Origin of the sequence: Psychromonas sp. psych-6C06, assembly GCF_002835465.1 — a bacterium.
GTDB lineage: Bacteria > Pseudomonadota > Gammaproteobacteria > Enterobacterales > Psychromonadaceae > Psychromonas.
In genome coordinates this window covers 798,705-823,109 of record NZ_PIZM01000002.1, presented here as the reverse complement: position 1 = coordinate 823,109, position 24,405 = coordinate 798,705, and the positions used below count along the sequence as shown (strand labels likewise).

General features: G+C 40.1%; 24 protein-coding genes, 3 tRNA genes and 1 riboswitch. Of the genes, 12 read left to right on the top strand and 15 right to left on the bottom strand.

All coding sequences use genetic code 11. The features are described from left to right. Positions 1-8: 8 nt before the first annotated feature. A complete protein-coding gene (gene rpsR / locus CW745_RS06875; RefSeq protein ID WP_101107902.1) occupies positions 9-236 on the top strand; it encodes a 30S ribosomal protein S18 in 228 nt (75 codons plus the stop codon). A 16-nt stretch (positions 237-252) separates the two neighbouring features. Further along, positions 253-705: a 50S ribosomal protein L9 gene (gene rplI, locus CW745_RS06870; RefSeq protein WP_101107901.1), complete on the top strand. Its 453-nt coding sequence runs from the start codon at positions 253-255 to the stop codon at positions 703-705. A 514-nt stretch (positions 706-1,219) separates the two neighbouring features. Here rplI and CW745_RS06865 read toward each other — a convergent pair. The 4 genes from CW745_RS06865 to CW745_RS06850 all read right to left on the bottom strand — a co-directional run bounded on the left by CW745_RS06865 (position 1,220) and on the right by CW745_RS06850 (position 5,255). Next, positions 1,220-2,479: an HD domain-containing phosphohydrolase gene (locus tag CW745_RS06865; RefSeq protein ID WP_101107900.1), complete on the bottom strand. Its 1,260-nt coding sequence runs from the start codon at positions 2,477-2,479 to the stop codon at positions 1,220-1,222. Between the two features lie 64 nt (positions 2,480-2,543). Further along, a complete protein-coding gene (locus tag CW745_RS06860; protein ID WP_101107899.1) occupies positions 2,544-3,479 on the bottom strand; it encodes an energy transducer TonB in 936 nt (311 codons plus the stop codon). Positions 3,480-3,516: 37 nt separating this feature from the next. Then, complete coding sequence (locus CW745_RS06855; RefSeq protein ID WP_101107898.1) at positions 3,517-4,569, bottom strand: MotA/TolQ/ExbB proton channel family protein; 1,053 nt, start codon at positions 4,567-4,569, stop codon at positions 3,517-3,519. A 107-nt stretch (positions 4,570-4,676) separates the two neighbouring features. Continuing rightward, entirely contained in the window at positions 4,677-5,255 is a 579-nt protein-coding gene (locus CW745_RS06850; protein ID WP_101107897.1) for a hypothetical protein, read from the bottom strand. A 243-nt stretch (positions 5,256-5,498) separates the two neighbouring features. Here CW745_RS06850 and CW745_RS06845 point away from each other — a divergent pair, with 243 nt between their 5' ends. Next, positions 5,499-6,242 carry a hypothetical protein gene (locus CW745_RS06845; RefSeq protein WP_193755552.1) on the top strand — a complete coding sequence of 248 codons (744 nt, stop codon included), beginning with the start codon at positions 5,499-5,501 and terminating at the stop codon, positions 6,240-6,242. A 110-nt stretch (positions 6,243-6,352) separates the two neighbouring features. Here the strand turns inward: CW745_RS06845 and CW745_RS06840 are convergent, their stop codons facing one another. From CW745_RS06840 to rsgA, 10 genes are all read right to left on the bottom strand, one after another. Next, positions 6,353-7,171, bottom strand: coding sequence for an ABC transporter ATP-binding protein (locus CW745_RS06840; protein ID WP_101107895.1), 819 nt, complete (start codon positions 7,169-7,171; stop codon positions 6,353-6,355). Next, positions 7,171-8,214, bottom strand: a complete 1,044-nt coding sequence (locus CW745_RS06835; RefSeq protein WP_101107894.1) for an iron ABC transporter permease — start codon at positions 8,212-8,214, stop codon at positions 7,171-7,173. Before CW745_RS06835 ends, CW745_RS06840 begins: the two co-directional genes overlap by 1 nt. Continuing rightward, a complete protein-coding gene (locus CW745_RS06830) occupies positions 8,204-9,208 on the bottom strand; it encodes an ABC transporter substrate-binding protein (RefSeq protein ID WP_101107893.1) in 1,005 nt (334 codons plus the stop codon). Before CW745_RS06830 ends, CW745_RS06835 begins: the two co-directional genes overlap by 11 nt. A gap of 72 nt (positions 9,209-9,280) precedes the next feature. Beyond that, positions 9,281-11,098, bottom strand: a complete 1,818-nt coding sequence (locus CW745_RS06825) for a TonB-dependent receptor (RefSeq protein ID WP_101107892.1) — start codon at positions 11,096-11,098, stop codon at positions 9,281-9,283. A 169-nt stretch (positions 11,099-11,267) separates the two neighbouring features. Further along, positions 11,268-11,409, bottom strand: a riboswitch (cobalamin riboswitch). Between the two features lie 178 nt (positions 11,410-11,587). After that, complete coding sequence (locus CW745_RS06820; protein ID WP_101107891.1) at positions 11,588-12,469, bottom strand: mechanosensitive ion channel domain-containing protein; 882 nt, start codon at positions 12,467-12,469, stop codon at positions 11,588-11,590. Between the two features lies 1 nt (position 12,470). Further along, positions 12,471-14,813, bottom strand: coding sequence for an ATP-binding protein (locus CW745_RS06815; RefSeq protein WP_101107890.1), 2,343 nt, complete (start codon positions 14,811-14,813; stop codon positions 12,471-12,473). Between the two features lie 375 nt (positions 14,814-15,188). Then, on the bottom strand, positions 15,189-16,250 hold the full coding sequence (locus tag CW745_RS06810; protein ID WP_101107889.1) for a potassium channel family protein: 1,062 nt from the start codon (positions 16,248-16,250) through the stop codon (positions 15,189-15,191). A gap of 17 nt (positions 16,251-16,267) precedes the next feature. Continuing rightward, positions 16,268-17,800 (bottom strand): threonine ammonia-lyase, biosynthetic, encoded by a 1,533-nt coding sequence (gene ilvA / locus CW745_RS06805; RefSeq protein WP_101107888.1) that lies wholly within the window; start codon positions 17,798-17,800, stop codon positions 16,268-16,270. Positions 17,801-17,900: 100 nt separating this feature from the next. Beyond that, on the bottom strand, positions 17,901-18,743 hold the full coding sequence (gene asd, locus CW745_RS06800; RefSeq protein ID WP_101107887.1) for an archaetidylserine decarboxylase: 843 nt from the start codon (positions 18,741-18,743) through the stop codon (positions 17,901-17,903). Between the two features lie 14 nt (positions 18,744-18,757). Further along, positions 18,758-19,798 (bottom strand): small ribosomal subunit biogenesis GTPase RsgA, encoded by a 1,041-nt coding sequence (gene rsgA / locus CW745_RS06795; RefSeq protein WP_101107886.1) that lies wholly within the window; start codon positions 19,796-19,798, stop codon positions 18,758-18,760. Between the two features lie 117 nt (positions 19,799-19,915). Between rsgA and orn the strand changes: the two genes are divergently transcribed. The 4 genes from orn to CW745_RS06775 all read left to right on the top strand — a co-directional run bounded on the left by orn (position 19,916) and on the right by CW745_RS06775 (position 21,094). After that, entirely contained in the window at positions 19,916-20,452 is a 537-nt protein-coding gene (orn, locus tag CW745_RS06790; protein WP_193755551.1) for an oligoribonuclease, read from the top strand. Between the two features lie 170 nt (positions 20,453-20,622). After that, positions 20,623-20,697, top strand: a tRNA-Gly gene (locus CW745_RS06785). Positions 20,698-20,820: 123 nt separating this feature from the next. Next, positions 20,821-20,895: transfer RNA gene (locus CW745_RS06780), tRNA-Gly, on the top strand. 124 nt (positions 20,896-21,019) lie between these two features. After that, positions 21,020-21,094, top strand: a tRNA-Gly gene (locus tag CW745_RS06775). 58 nt (positions 21,095-21,152) lie between these two features. On the opposite strand, the gene CW745_RS06770 is transcribed toward CW745_RS06775, so the two are convergent. Further along, entirely contained in the window at positions 21,153-22,031 is an 879-nt protein-coding gene (locus CW745_RS06770) for an endonuclease/exonuclease/phosphatase family protein (protein WP_238596722.1), read from the bottom strand. 77 nt (positions 22,032-22,108) lie between these two features. Here CW745_RS06770 and ndk point away from each other — a divergent pair, with 77 nt between their 5' ends. Genes ndk through CW745_RS16600 form a run of 5 tightly spaced genes read left to right on the top strand, consistent with a single transcriptional unit; the run spans position 22,109 to position 24,404 of the window. Next, entirely contained in the window at positions 22,109-22,543 is a 435-nt protein-coding gene (ndk, locus tag CW745_RS06765; RefSeq protein WP_101107883.1) for a nucleoside-diphosphate kinase, read from the top strand. A 14-nt stretch (positions 22,544-22,557) separates the two neighbouring features. Beyond that, positions 22,558-23,430, top strand: a complete 873-nt coding sequence (locus CW745_RS06760) for an A24 family peptidase (RefSeq protein WP_101107882.1) — start codon at positions 22,558-22,560, stop codon at positions 23,428-23,430. Next, positions 23,430-23,969 (top strand): tRNA adenosine(34) deaminase TadA, encoded by a 540-nt coding sequence (gene tadA, locus CW745_RS06755; protein ID WP_101107881.1) that lies wholly within the window; start codon positions 23,430-23,432, stop codon positions 23,967-23,969. Before CW745_RS06760 ends, tadA begins: the two co-directional genes overlap by 1 nt. Further along, a complete protein-coding gene (locus CW745_RS16665) occupies positions 23,966-24,136 on the top strand; it encodes a hypothetical protein (protein WP_193755550.1) in 171 nt (56 codons plus the stop codon). Before tadA ends, CW745_RS16665 begins: the two co-directional genes overlap by 4 nt. Continuing rightward, positions 24,120-24,404 (top strand): hypothetical protein, encoded by a 285-nt coding sequence (locus CW745_RS16600; RefSeq protein WP_153069744.1) that lies wholly within the window; start codon positions 24,120-24,122, stop codon positions 24,402-24,404. Before CW745_RS16665 ends, CW745_RS16600 begins: the two co-directional genes overlap by 17 nt. Position 24,405: the final 1 nt, after the last annotated feature.

The following is a 24,405-nucleotide window of genomic DNA, read 5'->3' as shown; positions in this document are numbered from 1 at the left end:
GAAATACCATGGCTCGTTACTTCCGCCGTCGTAAATTCTGTCGCTTCACTGCTGAAGGTGTTAGCGAAATTGATTACAAAGACGTAGCTACGTTAAAAAATTACATCACAGAAAGTGGTAAAATCGTACCAAGCCGTATTACTGGCACAAGTGCAAAATACCAACGTCAACTAGCGCGCGCTATCAAACGTGCACGTTACTTGTCACTTATCCCATACACAGATTTACACAAGTAAATAGGAGCTATATATTATGGAAATTATCCTACAAGATACAGTTGCTAACCTTGGTAAACTTGGCGATAAAGTGAATGTTAAAGCAGGTTACGCACGTAACTTCCTTTTCCCACAGCAAAAAGCTGTACCAGCAAACAAAGCAAACTTAGAAGCTTTTGAAGCACGTCGTGCTGAATTAGAAGCTAAGCAAGCTGCAAACCTTGCTGCTGCACAAGAGCGTGGCGCTTCACTTGAAGCTTTAGAAGCGGTAACTATCGAATCTAAATCTGGTGATGAAGGTAAACTATTCGGTTCAATCGGTACGCGTGATATTGCTGATGCAATCACTGCTGCTGGTGTAGCTGTAGTTAAAAGTGAAGTTCGTCTTCCTGAAGGCGCTTTACGTAACACTGGTACTTACGAGATTGCAGTTTCTGTTCACTCTGAAGTTTCAGTTGTTGTTAACTTAGAAATCGTTGCTGCTGAGTAATCTGCGCAATAAACTCTAAGTACTAAAATACCTGCTTTCGAGCGGGTATTTTTTTACCTGAAATTTAAGAAACAGCGATTGCAGTTTCCCTTTCTACAAACACTGGCTCTGAAGTTTCAGTTGTTGTTATACCAATTCCGCTAATATAGTGATCAAATATTACGCAGGAAAAAGGAGTTAGTTCAAGGCGAAAATTGATGCAAATGGTTATTCCCTTTACGAAATTTTTAACGCTGAAATAGCTTCTTTTAACCAGTAAGATTGATCAGTTATTTAGTGGATTTGGTATTAACTTAGAAATCGTTGCTGCTGAGTAATCTGCGTAATAAATTCTATGTACTAAAAATACCTGCTTTCGAGCGCTGGAAAGCTTGAGGGCTAGAAAGCTTGAGGGCTGGAAGGCTAGAAAGCTTGAAGGCTTAAGGGCTAGAAAGTTGGAAGCTTGGAGGCTGAAGAGCTGGAAAGTTTGCCAGCTAGAGGACCTGAAAGTTAACGGTGTAATAAAATAGGTTACTTAGCTTACATCATTATGTTCGAAGTAATAATTTACCCTTGCTCGTGGGTTTAGGTATTCCCGAATATTCTCTGGTAGCCTGCTAGGAATGATTACTTTTTCTATTTTTAGCTCTTTTTCGCTTAATGAGATAATTGCAGCATCATTTTTGGGAATCGAAGGATCGTAGATCATAACATTAGGCTGTAGAATATTTTCCTTACTAACACTAAGTACCAATGCGTATTTTTCATTGCATAGTTGCACGATACACCCCGGAGGATATATGCCTAGCTCCTTCACTAATAGCCCCAATATCTCTTTATTAAGTTGTGAACCTCTATTCTTATATAAGTGTGACAATGCGTGATAGGGTGTTCGTACTGGGTGCTTATCGGTAGGATTACACATATTGTCATATTCATTGGCGATACTGACAATTTGTGTCAATAGATTAATCTGATCGCCTTTGAGCTTTTGTGGATAACCACTACCATCTAAAAATTCATGATGCTGGCTAACTATCTCCGTCACCGTATTTGGAAAGTCAGGAATATTGTTAATTTTATCCATTGCGTAACGCACATGCATTTTATAATAATTATTTTCTACAGAGCTCACTTCCGGACGGTTATATAAAATCTGCTTAGGAATTTTTAGTTTCCCTAAATCGTGAAACAGCGCACCTAGGCCGAGGTAGATAAGTTCTTGCTCAGATAACGCTAGTGCTTTACCTAGAATCATTGACAAAATAGCAACATGGAAAACATGACTATGGTATTTGTCGTTCTCTTGTCCCTCCTCCATTAGATGTAATACGGTGCTATTACAGCCATTTAATTTTTCAGTAATATTACTGATGAGGTCGGTGGCATCACTTAATGCTTGTGTCGCTTGGTTATCTAATTTGAGGTTTATTGCACGTACCACTGAAAGTGATTGTTTAAACTGATTTTCACTTTTTCTCAGGTTACGAAGATAGGCTTTCTGCTCTTCTACTCGACGTTGCTTTTCTTGCCACAAAGCATCTAAATAATCATCTTCATCTTTAGGCTCTATGTCATGACTCTTTTTTTCAGTATTCGCAGGTAGTGGTACTGATGCGCTTTTTTCTGGGAAATAGATGATGTGATTAAAGCTTAAGGACTGTAATACGTCTATTTGCTGTTGGTCTTGAATTTTGAAACTGTTGAAAAGAAAAGGGTGCCCACCCCAAGCGCAGGGAAGCTGAATATATAACCCGATAGTTAAGCGGTCTGTTGAAAGTTTTATTTTACTCATCTACCTGATCCCATTACCTATTTTATTATCATTATGATTAGCATAGTGGTGGATAACACTTTAATTACTTGAGTTCATACTTGAAGGAAAGTTGCTGTTCGCTGGTCACTTTTTCGATGCCGTCAAGTGCAGGCATAAAGCGCTCTTTATCAATAAATTCAAGTAACGCATTATCGAGTATTTGATGGCCGCTTGAATGGGTTATTTTAGATTGTTTCGTTTTCCCGCGCATGTTTACAACAAATGTCGCCGTGGCGGTTCCCTGTAGTTTAGCCTTTTTAGCTTCTGTCGGATAGAGAGGTTTATTCCCTGATACAGCGATCGCTTCTTGTAGGCCTGTTGTATGTGTAGCAACGACAGGTTTGACCTGTTTTTTAAAGCTACGCTTGACCTTGTCTTTTTTTACTGGCTCTTCATTCGCAATATTTGTATTTGATTTTTGACTGAGTAGCTCGCTGGTTACAGAAGGTTGCGTATCTTGTACCGGCTTCTTAGCGAGTTCTTTTTCTGGTGCTTTCTTAGGTTGTATTTTACCTTTTTTAACTTGCGGGCTTGGAATAGGAGGAGCAGGCAGATCTAGATAAAAATACTGTTCATAGTACTCGCCTTTTAATAGAGCTACTTCACTCGCCTCAGTCGCTTTAAGTAAAGTGTAAAGCTGCTGCTTAGCTTGTTGTTGCTTTGTTGCATTGCCATTCTCTATCGCTATGCTTTGAGTTTTTTCGATAGTAACTGGCGCGATGCTCGGAGTGGGAGTCGCACCGATACTTGTTGTTATGCTCGCGCTTTGTGGTGCCTGTGAAATAGTTTCTTGAGGTGCTAGCTGAGTGCTTGGTATTTTTGAGGGCGTCGTCTCCTTAAAGTCGAGAGGAATGACTTTCTCACTGATTTTTTCTTCCGGCGCAACATTTTTTGTTGCCAGTAGCTCAGGCTGCTGATTATGGTAAAAAAATAGTGCATAGAGAATGACGCTGATAATAATAAAGGGCAGATAACGCATTATTTCTTTTTACCTTGTGACCATGTTTGTAATGACATTACTCGTTTTCCACTTTTTTTAAGTGTGCCGTTTCCTGTTGCTCCTGCAACTCAACTTCGTTCACTCCGTATAGTTCTTGATCTTCATTGACGGCACTTTTATACATTTCAAATAATGAAGAGGGGCCATTTACGCCTTTCTTTCTTTTCCGTGGAGAAGCACTTAACTCCTCTTTGTACATGTCAATAAGTGAAGATTGTGATGTCTTTTGCAAGTCTTGCATCTCTTCATGCAAGCTCACATTTACCTCATCGGACCCCTCTTTAAACTCATAATGATAAGGCATCTCGCTCTGCTCTGCGACAGTTTCTGTTGTGCTAATTGCTTCGCTAAGACGTTTTTCCTGCAATGCCATAATTTCACTTATTTGGTTTGTGACTAGTGATTTCTGCTGGCAAATATAGTCAAAGTCACCGCTTATTTTTTGTAGATGATCGTTGAGCTTATTACTTTGAGTCTGGAAGGTTTTGTAAGGAATAAAGGCAAATAATGCGACACAGAGACCTGATGCGCTTGCAATTAATGCATGAGCAACAGCACCTGAGATAGCAGCTAATGAGGTTTCCTGCTGAAAGCTAAGACTATTTAGTGAGTCAACCAAGCCTAAGATGGTGCCTAACAGGCCGAGTATTAAGGCAATAATTACAGCACTTCGAAGAAGAGGTTGTCCTTGTGCCATGACGTTTACCTGATGCTTAGCGTAAGATTGCATTCGCTCTTTCGGTGAGAATGGTAGGCTGTTAATACCATGCTTTAACATGTTAAGTGCTGGAGTATCTAAGTTCTGACAGCAAAGGAGAGCCTGTTCTTTTTCATTTTTATTTAGGGCTGCAAAACAGTCATTAATTAAAAAATGTTCTTTTTTTAGCAGGTAAGTTACCCAAGCAGAAGCGCGCTCAAGGGTAATAATGGTTACCACAAATGAGGTGAGTAATAACAACCACATTACCATACCACCTTGCTGAAACCATTCTGGCATAGTGCCAGCAACCTGTTGCAAAAGAGTGGGATCAACGGCGGTACTTTTGATTACGGTTACTTCCACTGCCATTCTTTTAAATCCCTTAAAATTATCATTGCGACATTTTACCGTTTAATGGTTAGGCAATCAAAAAATGATGTGAGAAGTGCGGTGTACTCCTATTAAAGCAGTATTGATTATGGCTTACGTGATGTGTGATTTAAAATCTCTAGTTGTTGATCTGCATTTTTTTCAACAATGAGGGCAGTAGTTTGTAATGCTGCGGCGATACTATCTATTTTCTCTGTGGTCTGTAATAGCATCGCCGTGCTTGGCTTTAATACCCAGTAGTAGACAACAACTAAAGCGCCGAGAATTAACAATAGTAGTGCGACTAAGGCGATAATAATCGTTAATTGAATATTGGAAAAAAGGTTATTAATTGCCCCTGTAACTGGAGGTGTGGATTGTTTTATGGTGCTGGGAATTGTTTCAATACTCGTTTGAAAACGGTTTGCGAGTGCATCCATTCTTTCAAAGCTAGCGATTATTTTATCCTGTTGCGCTTCATTTAAATTGGGGTTTTTAGCCATCTCTTGTAACGCCTGTGAGGCCAGCGTAATAGAGTGTTCTATATTCTGTGCTGATTGCTCAAACTTCTGCATTTCAATACCAATATTGATATCAACAAGTGTTGCTGGCTGGTTTTCTGTCGCCATTGCGATTGATAAATTTGATAGCAAGATAAGTAGTAATAGGTTGATTATTCTGAACATTTTTTAGGCCCGATGAACTTTGTATATACTGATAATAGAAGTTTATTGGTTTTTATTCCATCTAACCTGCTCCCCCTTGAGCTTAAACGATATAAATTTAGCTAATACATAACGTGTTGAAAATAGTAGTGGTTATACAGAAGGTTATATTTACTATAGCTATCTTTTTTTTTCTAAAGCCCCCTATACTGGCCCATCAATCACCCTTTAAGGGGCAATGTGATGGGAGTCATGATGAAATTTATGGTTAAACAAGTTTTCTCAATAATGCTTGTCTTATGCGCAATGGGACAGACTTTTGCTGATACGGTAACGCTGAAAGATGGGCGTACTTTTGATGGGGAAATTAAAAGTCAGGATGCAGAAAAAGTGATTTTAGAGATGAATGGCATAGAGATGAATCTACCGATTGCACAAGTGAGTCGCATTGTTCTATCCGATGCTGTTACTGAAAGACAGGCTTCAGTTTCTCGAACTGAGAAACAGTCCAGCGAACAAGGCATTGCAACAGTGCCTGCTGGTTCCGCATTTATGGTGAAAATAAGTGAAGGTTTTAATAGCCGTCAAAATAAAGCTGGGCAGCGTTTTACCGCCAAACTCGAGAGTAATTTAATGGTTGGAAACATTATTGTTGCCCCTAAAGGTAGTGATGTTTATGGCGTGTTAACTGATGTGAAAAGGGCTGGACGTGTTGCAGGCACTGCGTTATTAAAATTTGAACTTAACGAGATCACCATTAATGATGTAATGTACCCGCTAAAAACACAAAGCATTATTGGTACAGGAGAGAATGAGATTAAATCTACCGCTGGAAAAACTGCTCGGTCCGCTTTAGTTGGTGGTTTGATTAATGGCAGTGATGGAGCTAAAACAGGTGCAAAAGTAGGTGTCGGGGTATCGGTACTAACTCGCGGTCATGATATTCAAGTTGCAGAGGGCATGTTACAAGAGTTTATTTTAGCTGCGCCTTTTACACCTCAGTTGTGATCCTAAACGAAATAAATCGCTTAGCTCCTCGTTAATGTTTTCCTTGAGAGTGCAATCTTTTACATCAAATTTCGCATTGAGTTAAGTCATTTTCCTGCACAATACTTAGATCACATACATAATTGGGGTGGTATGGTTTTCAATGGCGAAATACTATTTAGCTGCACTTTGTCATTTTGCATTGTGATATCTGCATGAATAGAAAAATGCTGTTTGAGATTTTGTACGGTTAACACTTGCTCTGGAGTACCATCACTAATAATGGTTGTCATGCCGTCTTCACGTTTTCCAATCAATATTAACCGGTCGCAATAGCGCGCAGCTAGATTCAAATCATGTAATGCAGTGATCGCTGTTTTGCCTGCACGGGTCAATGAATGAATTAGTTGCAGTGTTTCTAATTGATGGCAAATATCCAAACTGGCAATCGGCTCATCGAGTAAAATTGTCGGTGATTGTTGTGCTAAAGCACGTGCAATAATGACGCGTTGTTTTTCACCCCCTGAAAGTGTATTCACTAAGCGATCACTAAGATGGCTAATATCTGTTTGTTGCATTGCCTTTTCAATCAGTTGTTTATCTTCTTCACTTTCTAGTTCAAAAGCGCCTAAATAAGGGTTTCTGCCCATGGCGACCAATTGTTGTGCACTGAAGGCATAGGGGAGCTCAATCGCCTGTGGCACAAAAGCGAGTTGTTTAGCTATTTCGCGTCGTTTTATCTGCTGAATGTTTTTACCAAAAAGTAATATATTACCAGACTGTGCTTTTAACAGCCCTAACAGCAACTGTAATAGGGTACTTTTTCCTGCGCCATTCGCACCAATTAGCCCAACAAATTCTCCCTTTGCGAAGGAAAGGTTTATCTCACTGATCATCGGCTTTTTATTAAATGAGAACTGTAGTTGTTCACAGCTTAATGGTGACGTCATTATAAGTTCCCCGTAGTAACACGTTGCTTGATAAGTAGAAAAAGAAAGAAAGGAGCACCGAGAGCAGCGGTAACTACCCCTAAAGGAATCGCCTGTTCACTAAAGACGGTGTTCAGGAAAAGATCTGCGCTTAATAGTGCAATCGCACCACCTAACAAACTTGCGGGTAAAAGGTAACGATGCGAAGGGCCTAATATTAGGCGTAATATATGTGGCACCACTAGTCCAATGAAGCCGATTCCTCCCACTACAGAGACCGATGCCCCAACCATTGCTGTGCTAATAAGGAGTAAATTACGACGCGTTCTTCGCACATCAACACCGACAGATAATGCATGATGTTCACCGAGTAACAATAGATCTAACTGTTTGCTGTAAAATAGCAAAGCGATAAAACCACTGACTACAATTGGTAATATGATCAATACATGATCCCAAGTTCGCCCATCAAGTCCGCCCATGGTCCAGTAAATGATCATTCGCGCGACATCCCAATTACTTAATGATAGGGCAAGTAGTAATGAAATCGCTGCAACATTCAATGCACTGATTGCGACACCTGAAAGCAATAATGTGCTGATACTGGTTTGCCCGCGTGAGGAAGCAATGCGATATACCACACTGAGAGAAATGCCTGCGCCAATAAAGGCAAACAATGGAATTGCCCAAGCAGAAAACAGTGATGCCCCTAAATAAATAGCAATCACTGCACCTAATGAAGCGCCAGATGAAACGCCAAGCACGGAAGGGGACGCAAGCGGGTTACGAAACATACCCTGCATCACTAAACCACATAATGCCAAGCTAGCGCCTGCAAATAGAGCAATTAAGGCGCGTGGTAAGCGGATATCGATAATAATATTACGTTGCCAATCGACGATGTTCGGATTGCTGGTTCCTAATAATCGTTCACTAAGAATATCGCCAATTTGTGCCACTGAAATATCGGTTGGCCCTTTTAATAGCGCGCCAATTAATAATGCAAAAAACAGTGCAGTTAATAGGGAAAAGATAACGGGAATAGTAATGTACTTATAAGTCATTTTTACTCTCTTGAGCCAGGGTGATATCAGGATGCAGTAATTTTGAAATTGCCTCTACCCCTTTTATTCTGTGTTGTGATACGCTGCGTAGCCAAGTACCGGGCACTGCATATACGCGATTATGTTTAATGGCGGGGACATTTTGCCAAGCCGTTTTAGCCATTAAAATTTCAGCAGGAGATGCTTGCCCTTCATTTTGGTTAAATACCCATTGATTCATCACAATGACATCGGGTTGCAATGAGATGGCAAGTTCTTCACTAATTCTATTTTCACCATCGGGTAGCACACCTGCGGTAACGTTGAGCCCACCGGAAATTGTGATAGCTTCATCCATCAATGAATCCCCGCCGACGCTATAGCCATTCATGTCGTAATATAAAACCCGTGGCTTGGGCTTATCTGCTACCTGTTTTTGAATATGTTGTAGTCGGTTTTGTATCTGCTTAATGACATCTTGAGCTTGTTGTTGTGTATCGGTTACGGAGGCAACGATATTTATATTATTAAAAATATCGTTAAAGCTTTTAAATTCGCTAAGGCGAACGATGGCGATGCCACTGCGTAATAAGTAACGCACGGTTTCTGGGTTGCTATAGGATGCAACAAAGACAAGGTCGGGCTGCAATGCTAGCATCGATTCGATTTCACCTTGGGTGCGACTAATGCTTTTATCGTAAAAACCAACGATGTTGGAGAGACTTGGATAATCCACATAACTACTGACTGCGACTAAACGTGCAGGATCGATAAGGTCAGCAAGGATGTGATCCGTTACTAATGTTGCTGATAGAATTCGCTGTGGTGGTTGTGTCAACTGATAGCTAATGCCGGTGACATCAGTGAGTGTCTTAGGGTAATTCTCTCCATTTATTTGCGTGGTAAAGTTACCTGTCCCCTCTTCAAAAAGGACAAAAAGATCTGTTTTGATTTGTACAAAGGTGATTAATAGCAATAAAAAAAGGGTAAATAACAGTAGTTTGAAATTGTTCATTTACCCTCCTTTTTTGTACGAATTTATGTTTTAGCCATAGCGCATTATTAATACAGCTGGCCTAACTTTCGCTTACAGGTTTGCACCAATTGTGAACTGGAATGTTCTACCATCTGCATTATACCCGCTATATAATGTCTGATCATTATCGGTTAGGTTATTGATACTAAAACCAAGATTGATATGCTTGATGACCTGATAACTAATGGCAAAATCAAGTAGATGAGCCTCATCTAAATCACCATAAGAGCCAGTACGTTTACCAATATATGAGTAACTTAATTTAGGTGTAATGCCTAATGGTGCGTTATATTGAATGCTTGATGAGCCTGACCATTCTGGCACATTCTTTAACTGCTCATTGGTGCTTTTATCAATACTTTCTGTATATGATCCTGCAATATCAAAAATGAATTGCTGTGCATTATATTGGGCATACGCTTCGATTCCTTTGATATCCACTTTACCGATATTAAAGGGTGACCAATTCCAAGAACCTTCTGAAATAGGAGCCCATTCAATTTTATTGTCTAAGGAGCCTGTGTATAGGTTCAACTTTAACGGAATATGCGCGCTTTCGGTATTGACGTTATGAGTCAATGCCAGCTCTAACATTTCACCCTCTTCCGGCTCTAATTCTGGATTACCGCTGTTTGGCCAGTAAAGATCGTTGTATGAAGGAGCGGTAAAAGAGGTTTTATAGCTTAAATTCGCGAAGTCAAATAATGCAACGCCAGCTGAGTAGGTAAGAGCATCACCGAAGTCAGAATAGTGATCGTTACGTAAACCGCCTGAGAAGTTCAGGTAATCAGTGGCATCTGCACTAAACGCGAGGTAGACAGCTGTTTGATCTCGTGATTCGCTATTTTCATTTGAGTTATATTTTGAATGAATAAACTCACCACCAAAATTCAGTGCGACCTGTTCCCACTGGCTGTTGAAATGCAATTGTGCAAGCCCTTCATCAGTTGCATAGTTATCAACATCTGTAGAGTTATGATGGCCCGCATTGAGATCAATTTTCGCGCCTGAAAGTGTTAACTCAGAAGAGATATTGCGGTTAATTCGCTGAATATATTTACCAGTTAACTGTAGCGAATCTTGCGAGGTTTCTGCTTTCCCTGCGCTCGGGTAAGACTCATATATTTCAAGATCAGATGTGCCATTAATCAGCGCTAAAGAGAATCGATTATGCTCATTAACATAGGCCAAATAAGTGTTCATTGAGTAAGTTTGATAACCAAAATCTTCATCCGAGGCTTCGATAAACTCATAACCGTCTGATTTATCGACTTCCAATGATGTCATAAAATGAAATTTTCCAAAATTATCAGCATAAACCCCACCTAGTCGTCCTGTGTTGTGTGAGCCACCGCTAATATTAATTTGTGCATCACGTTCATCTCCTGTCTTGGTGATGATATTAACCACACCAGTGAGTGAGTTTGAGCCATATAGCGATGCTTGTGCACCACGGATCACCTCAATAAGTGCAATCGATTCGATCGGAATGTCGGGTAGGTTTTGACTGCCCAGTGTAGAGGTTGGGAAGGCTACGCCATTTAATAGGTACAAGGTATATTTATCAGAAAGACCGCGATGGTAGTTGTTTGAATTATGCTTTGAAGTCCCTGAATTAGTATGCACAAAACCCGGTGAGTTTTCGGCAATTAATTGGTCTAGTGGTTTATTAATATCGTTACTGGTTGGCACAATATTAATTACGGTATCACCACTGTAATTTTGAGTGGTTGCAGCCGGAGTACTATAACCTTTGCTGATTAACACATTCATTCTGTCATCGGTTTGAAGGCTTTCTTCAGCCAATGCTTGAACACTGAATAAGCTAAATAATGTGAGTGCGATAGGTGTGTAGCGATGGGTAAACATGGAACTTCCTTTTAATAAAAATATTTTGGAAGTTTTCTTTTAAGGCTATGACAGCAACAGAGAGAAAACTTCCTCTTGTTCGCCACAAGCATGGGGACAACATTTTTAGCCATATACAAATGAGTAATGCATAAAAAGTTATTTACGCTCCAGAAAACCAACCCGTGAACTGGAAGTGACGTTTTTATGCTGGTATCTGACTTGCCTTTAAATATTTAAAAGGCTCACAGTTGCGGGGGCAGTGCATGCTTACTCATGCTTCCCATTTAAGTATTACTAAACGCTAATACACATAAAGAGGGCGATTATAGGAATTTAAGGCGCGCTGTCAATCAATCCCGATGAAGTTATTTTATACCCCTTATGAAATAGTTTCACTTGCTGACAAGTAAGGTATTGATTCGCTATACAATACCTTGAATTAATTTGCTTAAGCTTGATAAATTGGTACAAGTTAATAAAAAATCAATTTCATCATAATGTTTATGATTAAGCTGTTTTTACCGCAATCGCTGGTGGCAAAATATTATGTTTTCTAAATTCACTCATAACACGTAGGGTGATATCACTTTCAAATAGTTTTTCATATTTAGTGTCTACCACGTACACTTTACAAGTCAGTTTTATCGCTAAGTAGTTATCTGTGATCGTTTGTTGCACTAAAACAACGACTGGTTTTGGTAAGTGAATATATCGGCTTGAAGAAGCGCACTCTTGAATTAGTTCACGTGCTAATGTGATGTCCTGATCAAGGCCTACATGGAAAGGGATCACTACCTGCATATCGAGTGCACCGTAGTTACCGCTACTTACCACCTCATTCAAAAACTTGTTATTTGGTATGGTAATAATATCGTCATTTAAAGTATTCATGCGTACAGATCGCAGTCCGATTGCGACAATGTCACCGTAATGCCCCTCAAAAGTAACGCGATCTCCAACTTGAAAAGGACGATCAATCATGATGGTTAATCCGGCGACAAAAGAAGCGGTCAGATCTTTCAAAGCAAAGCCAACTGATACCGCAATCGTACCGCCGATTAAAGCAAGAATTCGCTCATCAACACGAAAGCTCAACATAAAGACACTCACGGCAGTAGACATATAAACGAAGAATTGAAAAAACGATTGTAGCTTTTGTAAGAGCATTCGGCGTTGCACAAATTGATCGCCAATGTTGGAGACTAAGGAATCGATAAAACGCAATAGTAACCATGCACAAGCGATAATAATCAGTGATGCGAAAACGCCACTCCAACGAATTAAGCTGGCAAAGTCTTGTAGGTTATCAAGGGGGGCTGTATCTAATTCAGTTGCCGAAACGCTTTGAGAAGCGATTATAAAAAGTATTATTGATAGATGACGTAGCATGTTATTTCACCAGTAAATGTTGACGATGTAAGATGTTTGTTATGTTACGGAACCATAAATCGGAAACTCGTAATTTTTCACCCGACCACTCAATATAGCCACGGCTTTGAAAATAGCGCAATGTACTGATCACCTCATTAATACTCAAGCGTGTACAATCAGTTAACTCTTCAGGAGAAGCCACTTCTAGTTGCACAATAGAGCGTAAAACGGCCAGCATAGGTTTCGGCATTTTTTCTAATCCTTCTGAAGAAGGTATTTGAAAGAGACGTACCTGAACGGTATTGGTTTCACTGTTTTTAAACAATGAGCGCCTAAAAAAGCGTAAGGCGACCGTTGGGTTACCATCGGAGTAGTCCCAAAGAATACGATAAAAACCATGGCAGGCACGTTGATCTTCGCTTAATTCATCTTTTTCCCATTGCCTTGGTAGTGCGAGGCCATCAAAAGAGAGGGCATATTGTCCATTATCTGTAATGCGACTAGCCAATAACTGGCTTATTTCACTTTCCTTCCAACGAGGTAAAAACTCAACTAAATCAAATAACAAACGCTCGCCTCTAGCCCTGTCAACAAAGCGCCAACTAGACTTTTCAATGGCTAATAAAGCGCGATGGCTATTTTTAGATTGACGTAATAAATTCGTTAACCGCATTAAAGGTGCTAAACCACCGACCTGCGGTTTAACTAAGCGTTGCACGTTATCGAAGGCAAATAGATAACATTTAGAGGTGCTACGAAGATGGGTTAACAACAATGCCTCACCGGAATCGGGCAGGCCTAATTGCTCACAAATCAATGCCATTAGAGCATCAAAGCCCTCATGTGGACAACTGACATAAATCGCTTGTGCATCATCTACATCATGTAAGAAACGCCGTAATAATGTCGTTGTTCCCACACCTCTTTCTCCCGATAAGACACAAACCGCAGGCTTGTCACTAAGTAGATAGGTGGCTAATGCATCATAACTTTGTTGAGCATATTCAGGGATTAGCAAACTGTCTGCACTACCGGGACGTACATAACTAAAAGTCTCTTCCCCTCGAATGGCTTCGAGGTGCAGTTGCTCACTTTCATTTTCGCTTTGCTTAGCAACTTCAATACGGAAAAGGTAAGCAAGAGCATGGCTAAACAATTGTGAGTGCGATAAGAGATCAATCAGATAATGTTGTAGAGTGCGTAAAATAAGCCAACTAGCGGCTATCGCGGTACTTAAACTGGCAAATATCCAGCGTTGCTTGTTATCATTTGCCCACTTTACTAAGGCTGGTTGCTCTTTTTTTGTCGCTAAACGTTCAAAAATAAAGGCTTTCCATTTATGAAGCGAATAGAGAGTCAAGAGCAAGTAGAAAAAGAAAATTAATGAGGATATCCACGCATAGATTGTCCCTTTACCTAGCGTCATCTCTGAAATTTGCGAAATAAGCCCTGTACTAATAAATCCCCATACATATAAACGGATAGTAGAAAGTCGCAATGTGATTATTGCTTTGCTTAATCGGCGACTGTGCTGATAAGCAAACTCTAGAATAAAACTTACCGCGATGGCTCCACCTAAAATCCACCAAGTAAAGATCTCTAAGAACACCAGATGTTGCAAGCTAGGGAGTTGAGCAATGATACGCAGTGATAAAGTGATGCTGATGAGCCATGCAATGGCACGATGTGCACGAGCGACATACCAAAGCAAATGTAACCAGAGGTTGGTAGACCGTCCATTTTTACTTATCTTATCGCGCAATAGCGTAATAAAACGATTACTATTTCGTAACCACCAAAACATAATAACTTGAAGCATGAATACTTTAAAAATAACCACAAGTACGGGGATAGGTGAGATAAAAATATCTTCTACAAAACGTTTAAAGGCGCGTATCTCTTGGTGTAAATAAAACTCTACATTTAGTCTTGTCAGATAAAGTTCAGATTTAAATTGTCTTACCCCCTCAGGGCCAAACCCGGTAACCAAGTCTCTAATTGGCGGGCTACTCAATGACAATAATTTTTGCTTATCATGACTAAGGCTTAAGGTAGAGTAATATCCTCTTTGGGCATTTTTCCATGCTTGTGCTGAGTCTGGTGAGGCTTTGTATGCAATCAACTCGGTTTTAAAATAATTAATTTGTTTAGCCTGTTCATCTAATACACGCACCAATAAGTTATCAACTGCTTTTTGCTGCTGCTGATCTAAAAAATGTAGCTCAGGGAGTTCGCTTACCGCTTGATGTAGTGTTGTTGCTGCTGGGGTTAAGCTTTTTTGACGACTCATATTAAGATCGAGCAATGCGAAGCTTGAAGAAGAAAATAATAGTAGGAGTAGCAGATAAAATGTATTAGCCATAAATACTCACGTTGCAGGAATGTTAAATTAGTTTTAATTCTAACTAAAAAAACAAAAATAGATATTATTGATAATAAATCAGTAGCTTATTTTAACTCAATTCTGGTAAATCGAAGCGTGATGGCTTTTAAAATCATGATGTTGCTACTTTTATAAAACAGTGCCGTTAGTTTTGCGTAGTTCAAGGCAAATTATCGTCGTAATAACTGGTTATTGGTAGATGGTTTAACGCCGAAATTCGCGGAAATAACGGTATTGTATCGCTTCGTTGAGGTTTTCGAAAAGGAAACAAGTATTGACGTCTAATTTGACCTTAAGTTAAGTCACTTTTACTGCGCAAAATGTAGAACGCATACTTAATTCCATTGTCTACGGCTAAATGCTCTGCCAGCTAATAGCTTCGGCATCAATACGTTCATGGGCGATATAATGAAGATAACATCCATTTTTTATAGGCAGATCCAAAGCAGGGTTAAGTTGCATATCATCGCCATTTTTAAAGTAACTAAGCCCGATTAATGTCATTTGATAATTTTCTTTTAGGTTATTAAAGAGGGTTCCAAAGGTGAGCTCTTTATCAAGTTCAGGGAGTTGTAAGCAGTACAGCGTTGCTCCACTTAAAGTAGATAAAAGCTGTTCAGTAACTTGACTTGAACCTGGATCTTGCATGCTACGTACCATCATTTTGGCACTGTTATCGATGCTACACTCGATATGTGGGCAGTGCATTTTAAGCAATTGCGCTTTGGTTTTATCAAAGAAATGCGCAGAAATATTGGCATCTTTCGCGGCAAAGGTGGCAATGCTGAGTGCAATTGAAAGCGTCTCATCATCTGATTTCCCATCGACAATAATCCTTTTAGCCTTACTGATTGCTACCCTGTCTAATTCCTTTTTATCGGAAAAAGTGCGTAACCTTGCAAAGGAAACATCCATATTATCTGGAAAAGGATTTTTAATATCATCAGTAACACAGAGTAAAATTTGTCGTTTCTGACGTTTTTTATCACCAAGAATGAGCTTCACTATTTGTCTTGTTGAATGGTCATCCCAGCATAATAGCAAGATGTGATCATCGTAATGGTAAAAGTCATTGGTGCCGTTCATATTTCTTCTCGCTATGTTTATAAAGAGTTGGGTTACTTTACCAATAAAAGAGGCAAAGATAATTAAGCCAGATGGGATCTGCCAAAAGGAAACAATTAATCTTCCTGCGTGGGTAACGGGGCTAAAATCACCAAAACCAACTGTTGAGACGACCACCATATTGTAATAGATAAACTGCAATGGGTGGCTTACTAACTCATGTTCGCCCGCTAGATAAAACAGTAGATAGGTGATCAGTGCTTGTGCGACTACTAAAGTGAACATTGCAGGCCAACTCATGCGGCGTGCAAAACGTCTAAAAAGACGGTTTATGCGTTTACTCGGGATCATCGGTGACTTTATTCCTATTACTTATTTGATAAGAAGAAGCGGTATGCTTGGTTATCAGTTTCATCTTTATAGTTATAACCGAGTGCGTTTAAGTATTCGGTGAATGCGGTAACATCATTATTTTCAATCTCAAACCCTGCTAATACCTGCCCGTAAGCCGCGCCATGATTACGATAATGAAAGAGGGTAATATTGGCATGAGTGCCAAGCATATTCAAAAATTTAAGTAGGGCGTTGGGATGCTCTGGAAATTCAAAACTATACAAGCGCTCTTTCAGGTGTTCAACAGGCGCGCCACCAACCATGTAGCGTAAATGTAATTTTGCCACTTCATCATGGCTCAAGTCGGCAACGGCATAACCTTTTTCAATAAGTTTATCGGTTAGTTCTAATAGCTCTGAAGCTCCTTCTGGTGTGCGAATGCCGACAAATATATTGGCTTCTTTACGTGAATTAAAGCGGTAGTTAAATTCAGTGATCGCACGGCTATCTAGTTCATTACAGAAATCTAAGAAGGCTCCCTGTTTTTCGGGAATTGTCACAGCAATAATACTTTCTTTCTGCTCACCTAATTCGCAGCGTTCTGAAACATAACGCAAACCATGAAAGTTAACGTTTGCACCGCTTAAAATGGCACCGAGTTGTTCACCTTCAAGTTGATGTTGTTGACTGTATTTTTTTAATCCTGCAATAGAAAGTGCGCCAGCGGGCTCTGCAATTGCGCGAGTATCTTCAAAAATATCTTTTACGGCTGCACATATTTCATCGCTACTGACGGTGATCACTTCATCTATATATTGCTGACATAAACGGAAGGTTTCAGTACCGATGGTTTTTACCGCGACGCCATCTGCAAAAAGACCAACACGGCTTAAGGTGATCGGGCCACCATGGTCGAGTGCGACTTTTAAGCAAGCCGCGTCTTCGGGCTCAACGGCAATTATTTTGATGTGTGGAAGGAGTTGTTTAATGTAAACAGCAATTCCGGCCGCTAAACCACCGCCACCGACAGGAACAAAAATTTTATCAAGGTGGGCATTTTGCTGTATTAACTCTTTGCCTATAGTACCTTGGCCAGCGATTACATCACTGTCGTCAAAAGGATGCATGGGGGTGTAATTGTGCAGTTGGGCAAGGTGTTGGCTATGTTGACTGGCAGCATCAAAGCTATCGCCGTGTAACACCACGCTTGCACCAAAGGCGCGTACGGAGCTGACTTTGATATCTGGTGTGGTTTTAGGCATCACGATAGTTGCTTTAATTCCCATTTTTTGGGCTGACATCGCTACACCTTGTGCATGATTACCTGCCGAGGCTGCAATGACACCGCACTGTTTTTGTGCATCAGAAAGGTTGGCTAATTTATTATAAGCACCACGTAATTTAAAAGAGTGAACTGGCTGCCTGTCTTCACGTTTTAAGAGTATGTGATTATTCAAGCGTTGAGAAAGTTTATTCATTGGCTGTAAAGGCGTTTCGATAGCCGCTTCGTAAACAGGCGCTAAAAGAATCTTTTTTAAATATTGTGCTGCAGATAATGGTTGTGTCATAGGGTGGCTAATACTCTTTGTGTTTAGCGATAGAGAGTTAAAAGAGGGGGCGTTGAATTCCCCTCTGGATATCGATGAGTGTTATTTTTATTTCATTACTTTATTTTACAGTAGCAAATAGCTCACCTAAACGTGTTACCGAACCTGCTTCGAGTTCTGTTGCAAAGTCGATACTGCCCTTAGGAAATAAAGCCACGATAGTACTGCCAAGTTTAAAGCGCCCCATCTCTGCGCCTTTTTCAAGGGTTATATCTTGGTCTTTATAATCCCAATATTGAATATCTTTGCCCTTTAATGTACCAGCCCAGACAGTTTCAATACTCGCGACGATAGTTGCCCCCACTAAAACCATTGCCATTGGGCCGACAGCTGTTGAGAAAATGGCAACAGCACGTTCATTGCGCGCAAAGAGGTTAGGCACATTTTCTGCGGTTAATGGATTTACAGAAAAAAGATCACCTGGAATAAAGATCATCTGCTCTAATTTACCGGTAATAGGCATATGGATGCGGTGATAGTCTTTCGGTGCTAAATAAACGGTTGAGAAGATCCCTTCATCAAAAGGTGCTGCAATATCATCACGCCCACCTAATAACTCGCGCAAACTAAAGTCGTGTCCTTTTGCTTGGAAAATACGCCCCTCTTTAATATCTCCCTGTTGGCTTACTTTGCCATCTACAGGTGTAGCAAGGTTACTGTCACCTTCAATAATAGTACGTGCATCTTGCTTAAGTTCACGCGTGAAAAAATCATTAAAGGTTTCAAAGTACTCTGGCTCTGGATGTTTGGCTTCACTCATATTAATTTTGTATTTAGCAATAAATTGCTTAATTAAAAAAGTGGTGAGTTTACCTGCTTTGGCTGCAGCTAATTTCCCTGTTAAACGCGACAAAAGGTGTTTAGGTAAAATGTATTGTCCAATAATTTTAAATTGATCGATCATGTTATTCTCTATCTCTAGTGTGTATTTGGATCACGGTGACGAGCATTTTTAGCATCATCCATGGTTTCTAAAATGCGTATAAAGCTGTGATAACGTGCTTCATCTATTTTACCCGCTTCTACAGCTGCCACTAATGCGCAACCTGGGTCAATTTTATGTTTACAATCGCGAAAGCGACAACCGCCTAAGTGTTCTCTAAACTCAATAAATCCACTGGCGATACGTTCAGGTGCCAAGTGCCATAACGAAAATTCACGAATTCCTGGGCTATCAATGAGATCACCACCATCAGGAAAGTGATATAAGCGTGCCGTCGTTGTTGTGTGTTTGCCTAAACCAGAGCCTTCTGATATTTCGCCCGTTATCGCTTCAACTTCGGGTAATAACATATTTAAAAGGGATGTTTTACCAACACCTGATTGGCCAACAAAAATATTAACTTTGTCTTTCATTACTGATTTAAGGCTATCAAGCCCATCACCATGCATTGAACTATAAAGTACGTTATAACCGATATCGCGATAACTTTGTAGTTCATTATCAATTAGTTCACGTGAGCTATCGTCAAGTAGGTCGCTTTTATTAAGAACAATAATGGGGGTAATGCCGATATCTTCACAGGCGACTAAATAACGATCAATAATATTGCGTGAAAACTCAGGTGCAATTGAGCTAACTATTATAATGTGGTCGATGTTCGCCGCAATTGGTTTGATACCGTCGTAATAGTCGGGCCGTGTCAGTACTGTTTTGCGTGGGTGAACAGCCTCCACGACACCACTGATACCTTGATGCGATTCGTTACCTGCTCGCCATACTACTTTATCACCGGTAACTAAGGATTTAACTGCGCGACGTAAGTTACAGCGTTCAACGTTACCGTTTTCGTCTTCAATATCGGCATGTTGTCCAAAGCGGCTGATTACGACGCCTTCAAGTTGTGCACCAAGTTCAGATTCATCCCATTGTTTGTTCTCATTTTTTTTCAATCGTTTATTATGATTACTTTGAACACGACGTACTTGATTTTTGCTGAGTTTTTGCTTCTTAGCCACAGGCTTCCTTAACGATTACTTAACTATCACATATTGTATTAATGCAGTATCATACTATATTTTGTAAATGATTTAGCAAAAGAGCGCTCTCTCGTAGAGAAAAGGATCACAATAAGCATGAATAATAACTTAATATGGATCGATTTAGAGATGACGGGTCTTGATCCAGAGACTGATACCATTATAGAAATTGCCACTGTGGTAACAGATAGCGATCTTAATGTGATTGCTGAAGGGCCTGAAATCGTGATTCATGAAAGTAAAGAAAAGATGGATGCCATGGATGAATGGTGTGTTAAGCATCATGGCGAATCAGGATTAACTGAACGTGTTATTAATAGCAATATTAGTTGTGCACAAGCTGAACAGCAAACTTTAGATTTTCTAAAAAAATGGACAGAAGCGGGCGCTTCACCGTTATGCGGTAACAGTATTGGCCAAGATCGCCGCTTTTTAGTGCGTTATATGAAATCGCTAGAAGCCCATTTCCATTACCGTAGTATCGATGTCAGCACGATTAAAGAGTTAGGGAGACGTTGGGCGCCAGAAATGACCGCTAGCCATAAAAAACAAGGGACACATATGGCAATGATGGACATTCAAGAGTCTATTTCTGAGCTGAAACACTACCGTGAGCACTTTTTTAAATTTTAGGATTAATTTTTCAAACTCACTTTTATTTGCACAAAAACTCAGCAAGCAAGCTTTGGATTGACTAAAAACCACAAAAAAAGCTTGCATTCATTTGCCTCCTCTCTATAATCCCACCCCATACAAAGCGGGCATCAATTAGATGTTTAGCTAAGTAATGAATAACATTATATGCGGCACTAGCTCAGTGGTAGAGCACAACCTTGCCAAGGTTGGGGTCAAGAGTTCGAACCTCTTGTGCCGCTCCATTTTATTCATATCAAGACAATATAAGCATTAAAGAATATACCCGGCACTAGCGCTGTTTGTTAAGAACCTTTGACAAGAATAGCTGTAGTCAAGAGTTTTCTTTTGATGTTTAAAGAATATATGCGGCACTAGCTCAGTGGTAGAGCACAACCTTGCCAAGGTTGGGGTCAAGAGTTCGAACCTCTTGTGCCGCTCCATTCTTACTAAAATTTACGTTGTCTTAGTAGTAAAAAATATATACGGCACTAGCGCTGTTTGTTAAGAACCTTTGACAAGAATAGTTGGAGTCAAGAGTTTCCTCTTGATACTTAAAGAATATATGCGGCACTAGCTCAGTGGTAGAGCACAACCTTGCCAAGGTTGGGGTCAAGAGTTCGAACCTCTTGTGCCGCTCCATTCTTACTTACTTCAATCATCCCCCATTTAAATACATTATTTATATTTTAAAAAGCAATCATAATAGATCAAATGTTACTAATTGTGGGCTATGGTCTGAAGAATCTGTCGCTATACTTTTTGCTTCAATCACTTTTAAACCGCGAAAATATATATGATCCAGTGGTAAGCCAAATGCGGTTAAGCGCTCATCTTCATTAAATTGCGCTTCAGAAAACCCTAATGTTATCAAAGCTTGCTCTACGCGTTCTAAACGCGCATCACTCCATGTATTAAAATCACCACTAAAAATAATGGGTCCTTTGTGCTGTTTTATTAAAGCTAAGTAGGGGGACAATTGCTCTTTTAGTGGCTGTGCAGTAAAAGTAAAGTTAACACCGTGTAGATTAATGACGAGTAAAGGTAAATCATAGTTATTGAGTATGTATGTACTTGCCAACCCTGCTTTAGGGATAATGATCCACGGTTCATTTTCTAAAGAGCCACAGAATGATTGTGGCTTCACTTTACTCAGAGTATTAACACCATAAATCATTCCTCGGTATTTAAAGGCATAGTTGTGCAAAAAGTAGAGGTTATTTTGTGCACTAAAATTCCGTAAATTAGTTGATAGTTTTGCTTCTTGAAGGGTAATAATATCTGCACTTATTGCCCACTCCCTTAAACTAGTGCGCCAATTTTGACGTTGTTGTTTATAAATATTCCAGTTAAGTAGTTGAAATGGAGCTGTTAGCGCCGTATTAGGTGTTGGTTGTACATACAAGTTAGGGCAGGTCGCTTGATAGCTTAATGAATCTTGATCGAATAACGTTAGTTGTGAAGAAGCCTCTGGAAATATTGCCACTGCAGTGTTTACGACAGCGAAAAATGACAGTGTCACGAGGCATAACGGTTTGACTATCATTCTTATTAAAGGAAGTGTGAGCTGCCGTTTCATATGCCTATATTCCGGTTGAAGAGTCTGAGTTTACTGGTTATATTGCGCTTTCAATTCACATTTTTAAAGTATTTATTATGCCATTACAAAGAACACTTTCGATTATTAAACCAGACGCAGTGCGTAAACAATTAATTGGTACTATTTTAGGCCGTTTTGAACAAGCTGGATTAACTCCTGTTGCCATCAAAATGGTACATATGAGTAAAGCACAAGCAGAAGGGTTTTATGCAGAGCATGAAGGCAAAGAGTTTTTTGAGCCATTAGTTGAATTTATGACTTCAGGGCCGATAACAGTGCAAGTATTACAAGGTGAAAATGCGATAACGCATTACCGCGAAGTGATTGGTAAAACAGATCCCGCGCAAGCTGCACCAGGTACAATTCGTGCTGATTTTGCAACGTCGATGCGTTTTAATGCTGTACACGGATCAGATAGCCCTGAATCGGCATCACGTGAAATTGCTTATTTTTTTGCAGATGATGAAATCTGTCCACCTGTTGAAGCGTAAGGTAATTAAATTTAATGAATGATTTTATGATGTTGATGGAACAGGTGCCTGCACTACTTTATGCTTCGGTGATCATATTGGGAGTGCTGGTAGGATCATTCTTAAATGTTGTTATCTACCGCTTACCTGTAATGATGGAACGTGCATGGAAGGCTGAGTGTGCAGAGTGCTTTCCTGAAGCTAATATTAAAGCCGATGAAGAGGTCTTTAACCTTGTATTGCCTCGCTCGCGTTGCCCTCAATGTAATCACCTGATCGGCTCTAGTGAAAATATCCCGCTGATTAGTTGGTTAGTGCAAAAGGGCTGTTGTAAGCACTGTGGCTGTAAAATCAGTAAACGTTACCCAACGATTGAATTGCTTACTGGGTTTATGTCACTGGCTGTCGCAATGGTTATTCCCTTTGGTTGGCCATTGTTATTTGCGTTGCTGTTTACTTGGGTTTTGATTAGTTTAACCTTCATCGATTTCGATACGATGTTATTGCCTGATCAGCTGACTTTACCGCTATTATGGTTTGGTTTGATTATCAATATATCAGGTACTTTTACTGGGTTAACCGATGCAGTCTTAGGTGCTGTGTTTGGTTATATGAGCCTTTGGTCTATTTACTGGGCGTTTAAACTGCTGACCGGTAAAGAGGGAATGGGGTACGGTGATTTTAAATTACTGGCTGCCTTAGGTGCTTGGTTTGGTTGGCAAGCATTGCCAATGATTATTTTGCTTTCCTCTTTTGCGGGGGCAATTATTGGTATCGCTGTTATTGCCGCTTCAAAGGATAAACAGAGTCGCCCTATGCCTTTTGGTCCTTACTTAGCTATCGCGGGTTGGGTTTATTTAGTCTATGGCTTTGAGCTAAATGAGCTTTATTACTCGCTGGTAATGTAGTGATAGAAGATAAAGCGTCGCTAGCAGAAGCATCAACCCAGCAACAAATTGACCAAAAATGGATGCGTTATGCGTTATCGCTTGCTGATAAAGCTGAGCAGAATAACGAGATCCCTGTTGGAGCGGTTTTAGTGAAAGATGATCAAATCGTTGCCGAGGGGTGGAACCTTTCTATTGTTAATCACGATGCATGTGCACATGCTGAAATCATGGCTATTCGCGCTGCAGGTAAAGTGGTCGAAAATTATCGCCTTATTGACTGTACTCTTTATGTTACCCTTGAGCCTTGCCCAATGTGCGCGGGTGCATTAGTGCATGCGCGCATTAAGCGTCTTGTTTATGGGGCTGGCGATTATAAAACCGGTGCTGCTGGGTCGGTGTTTAACTTAGTACAAAACACGCAATTAAATCACCAAATAGAGGTCACAGCAGGGGTCGATGAAGCACTCTGTGCGACTAAAATTAGTGACTTTTTTAAGCGTCGTCGTAGAGAGAAAAAAGCAGCTAAAAAAGCATTATTAGCTCAGGAGTCAACATGAGTAGCAAAATAGTTAATTTTGAAATAGAGAAAGAAACCAAAAATAGCGTGCGCTATAAAGAGGTACCAGAGGAAGGACAAGCACCGATTGTAGGAAGCTTATACGTACAAAAATGGTTTGCTGGTAATAGTAAAAATATTCAGGTGACCATTGAAAAGAAAGATTAAATCACTGCTCATTTTAGCTGTTGGTTTATCGCTTATCGCCTGTAGTTCACGGACCACTGAATATTTGCCACTTTCTTCACTTGAGCGACAAAATATAGTGGCCTATAAGCTTAATCATCGGATTAATAATGAGTGTGTAAGTCAACAATTAAGCGCGATAGATCGTAAATATTGCGACGATGAAATAAGCTATTGCGGTGTTCCTGCGTATTCATTTTTTACTTATCAGCAATGGCTCGCACTTTATCAGAGTTGTGTGAGCAATTAAT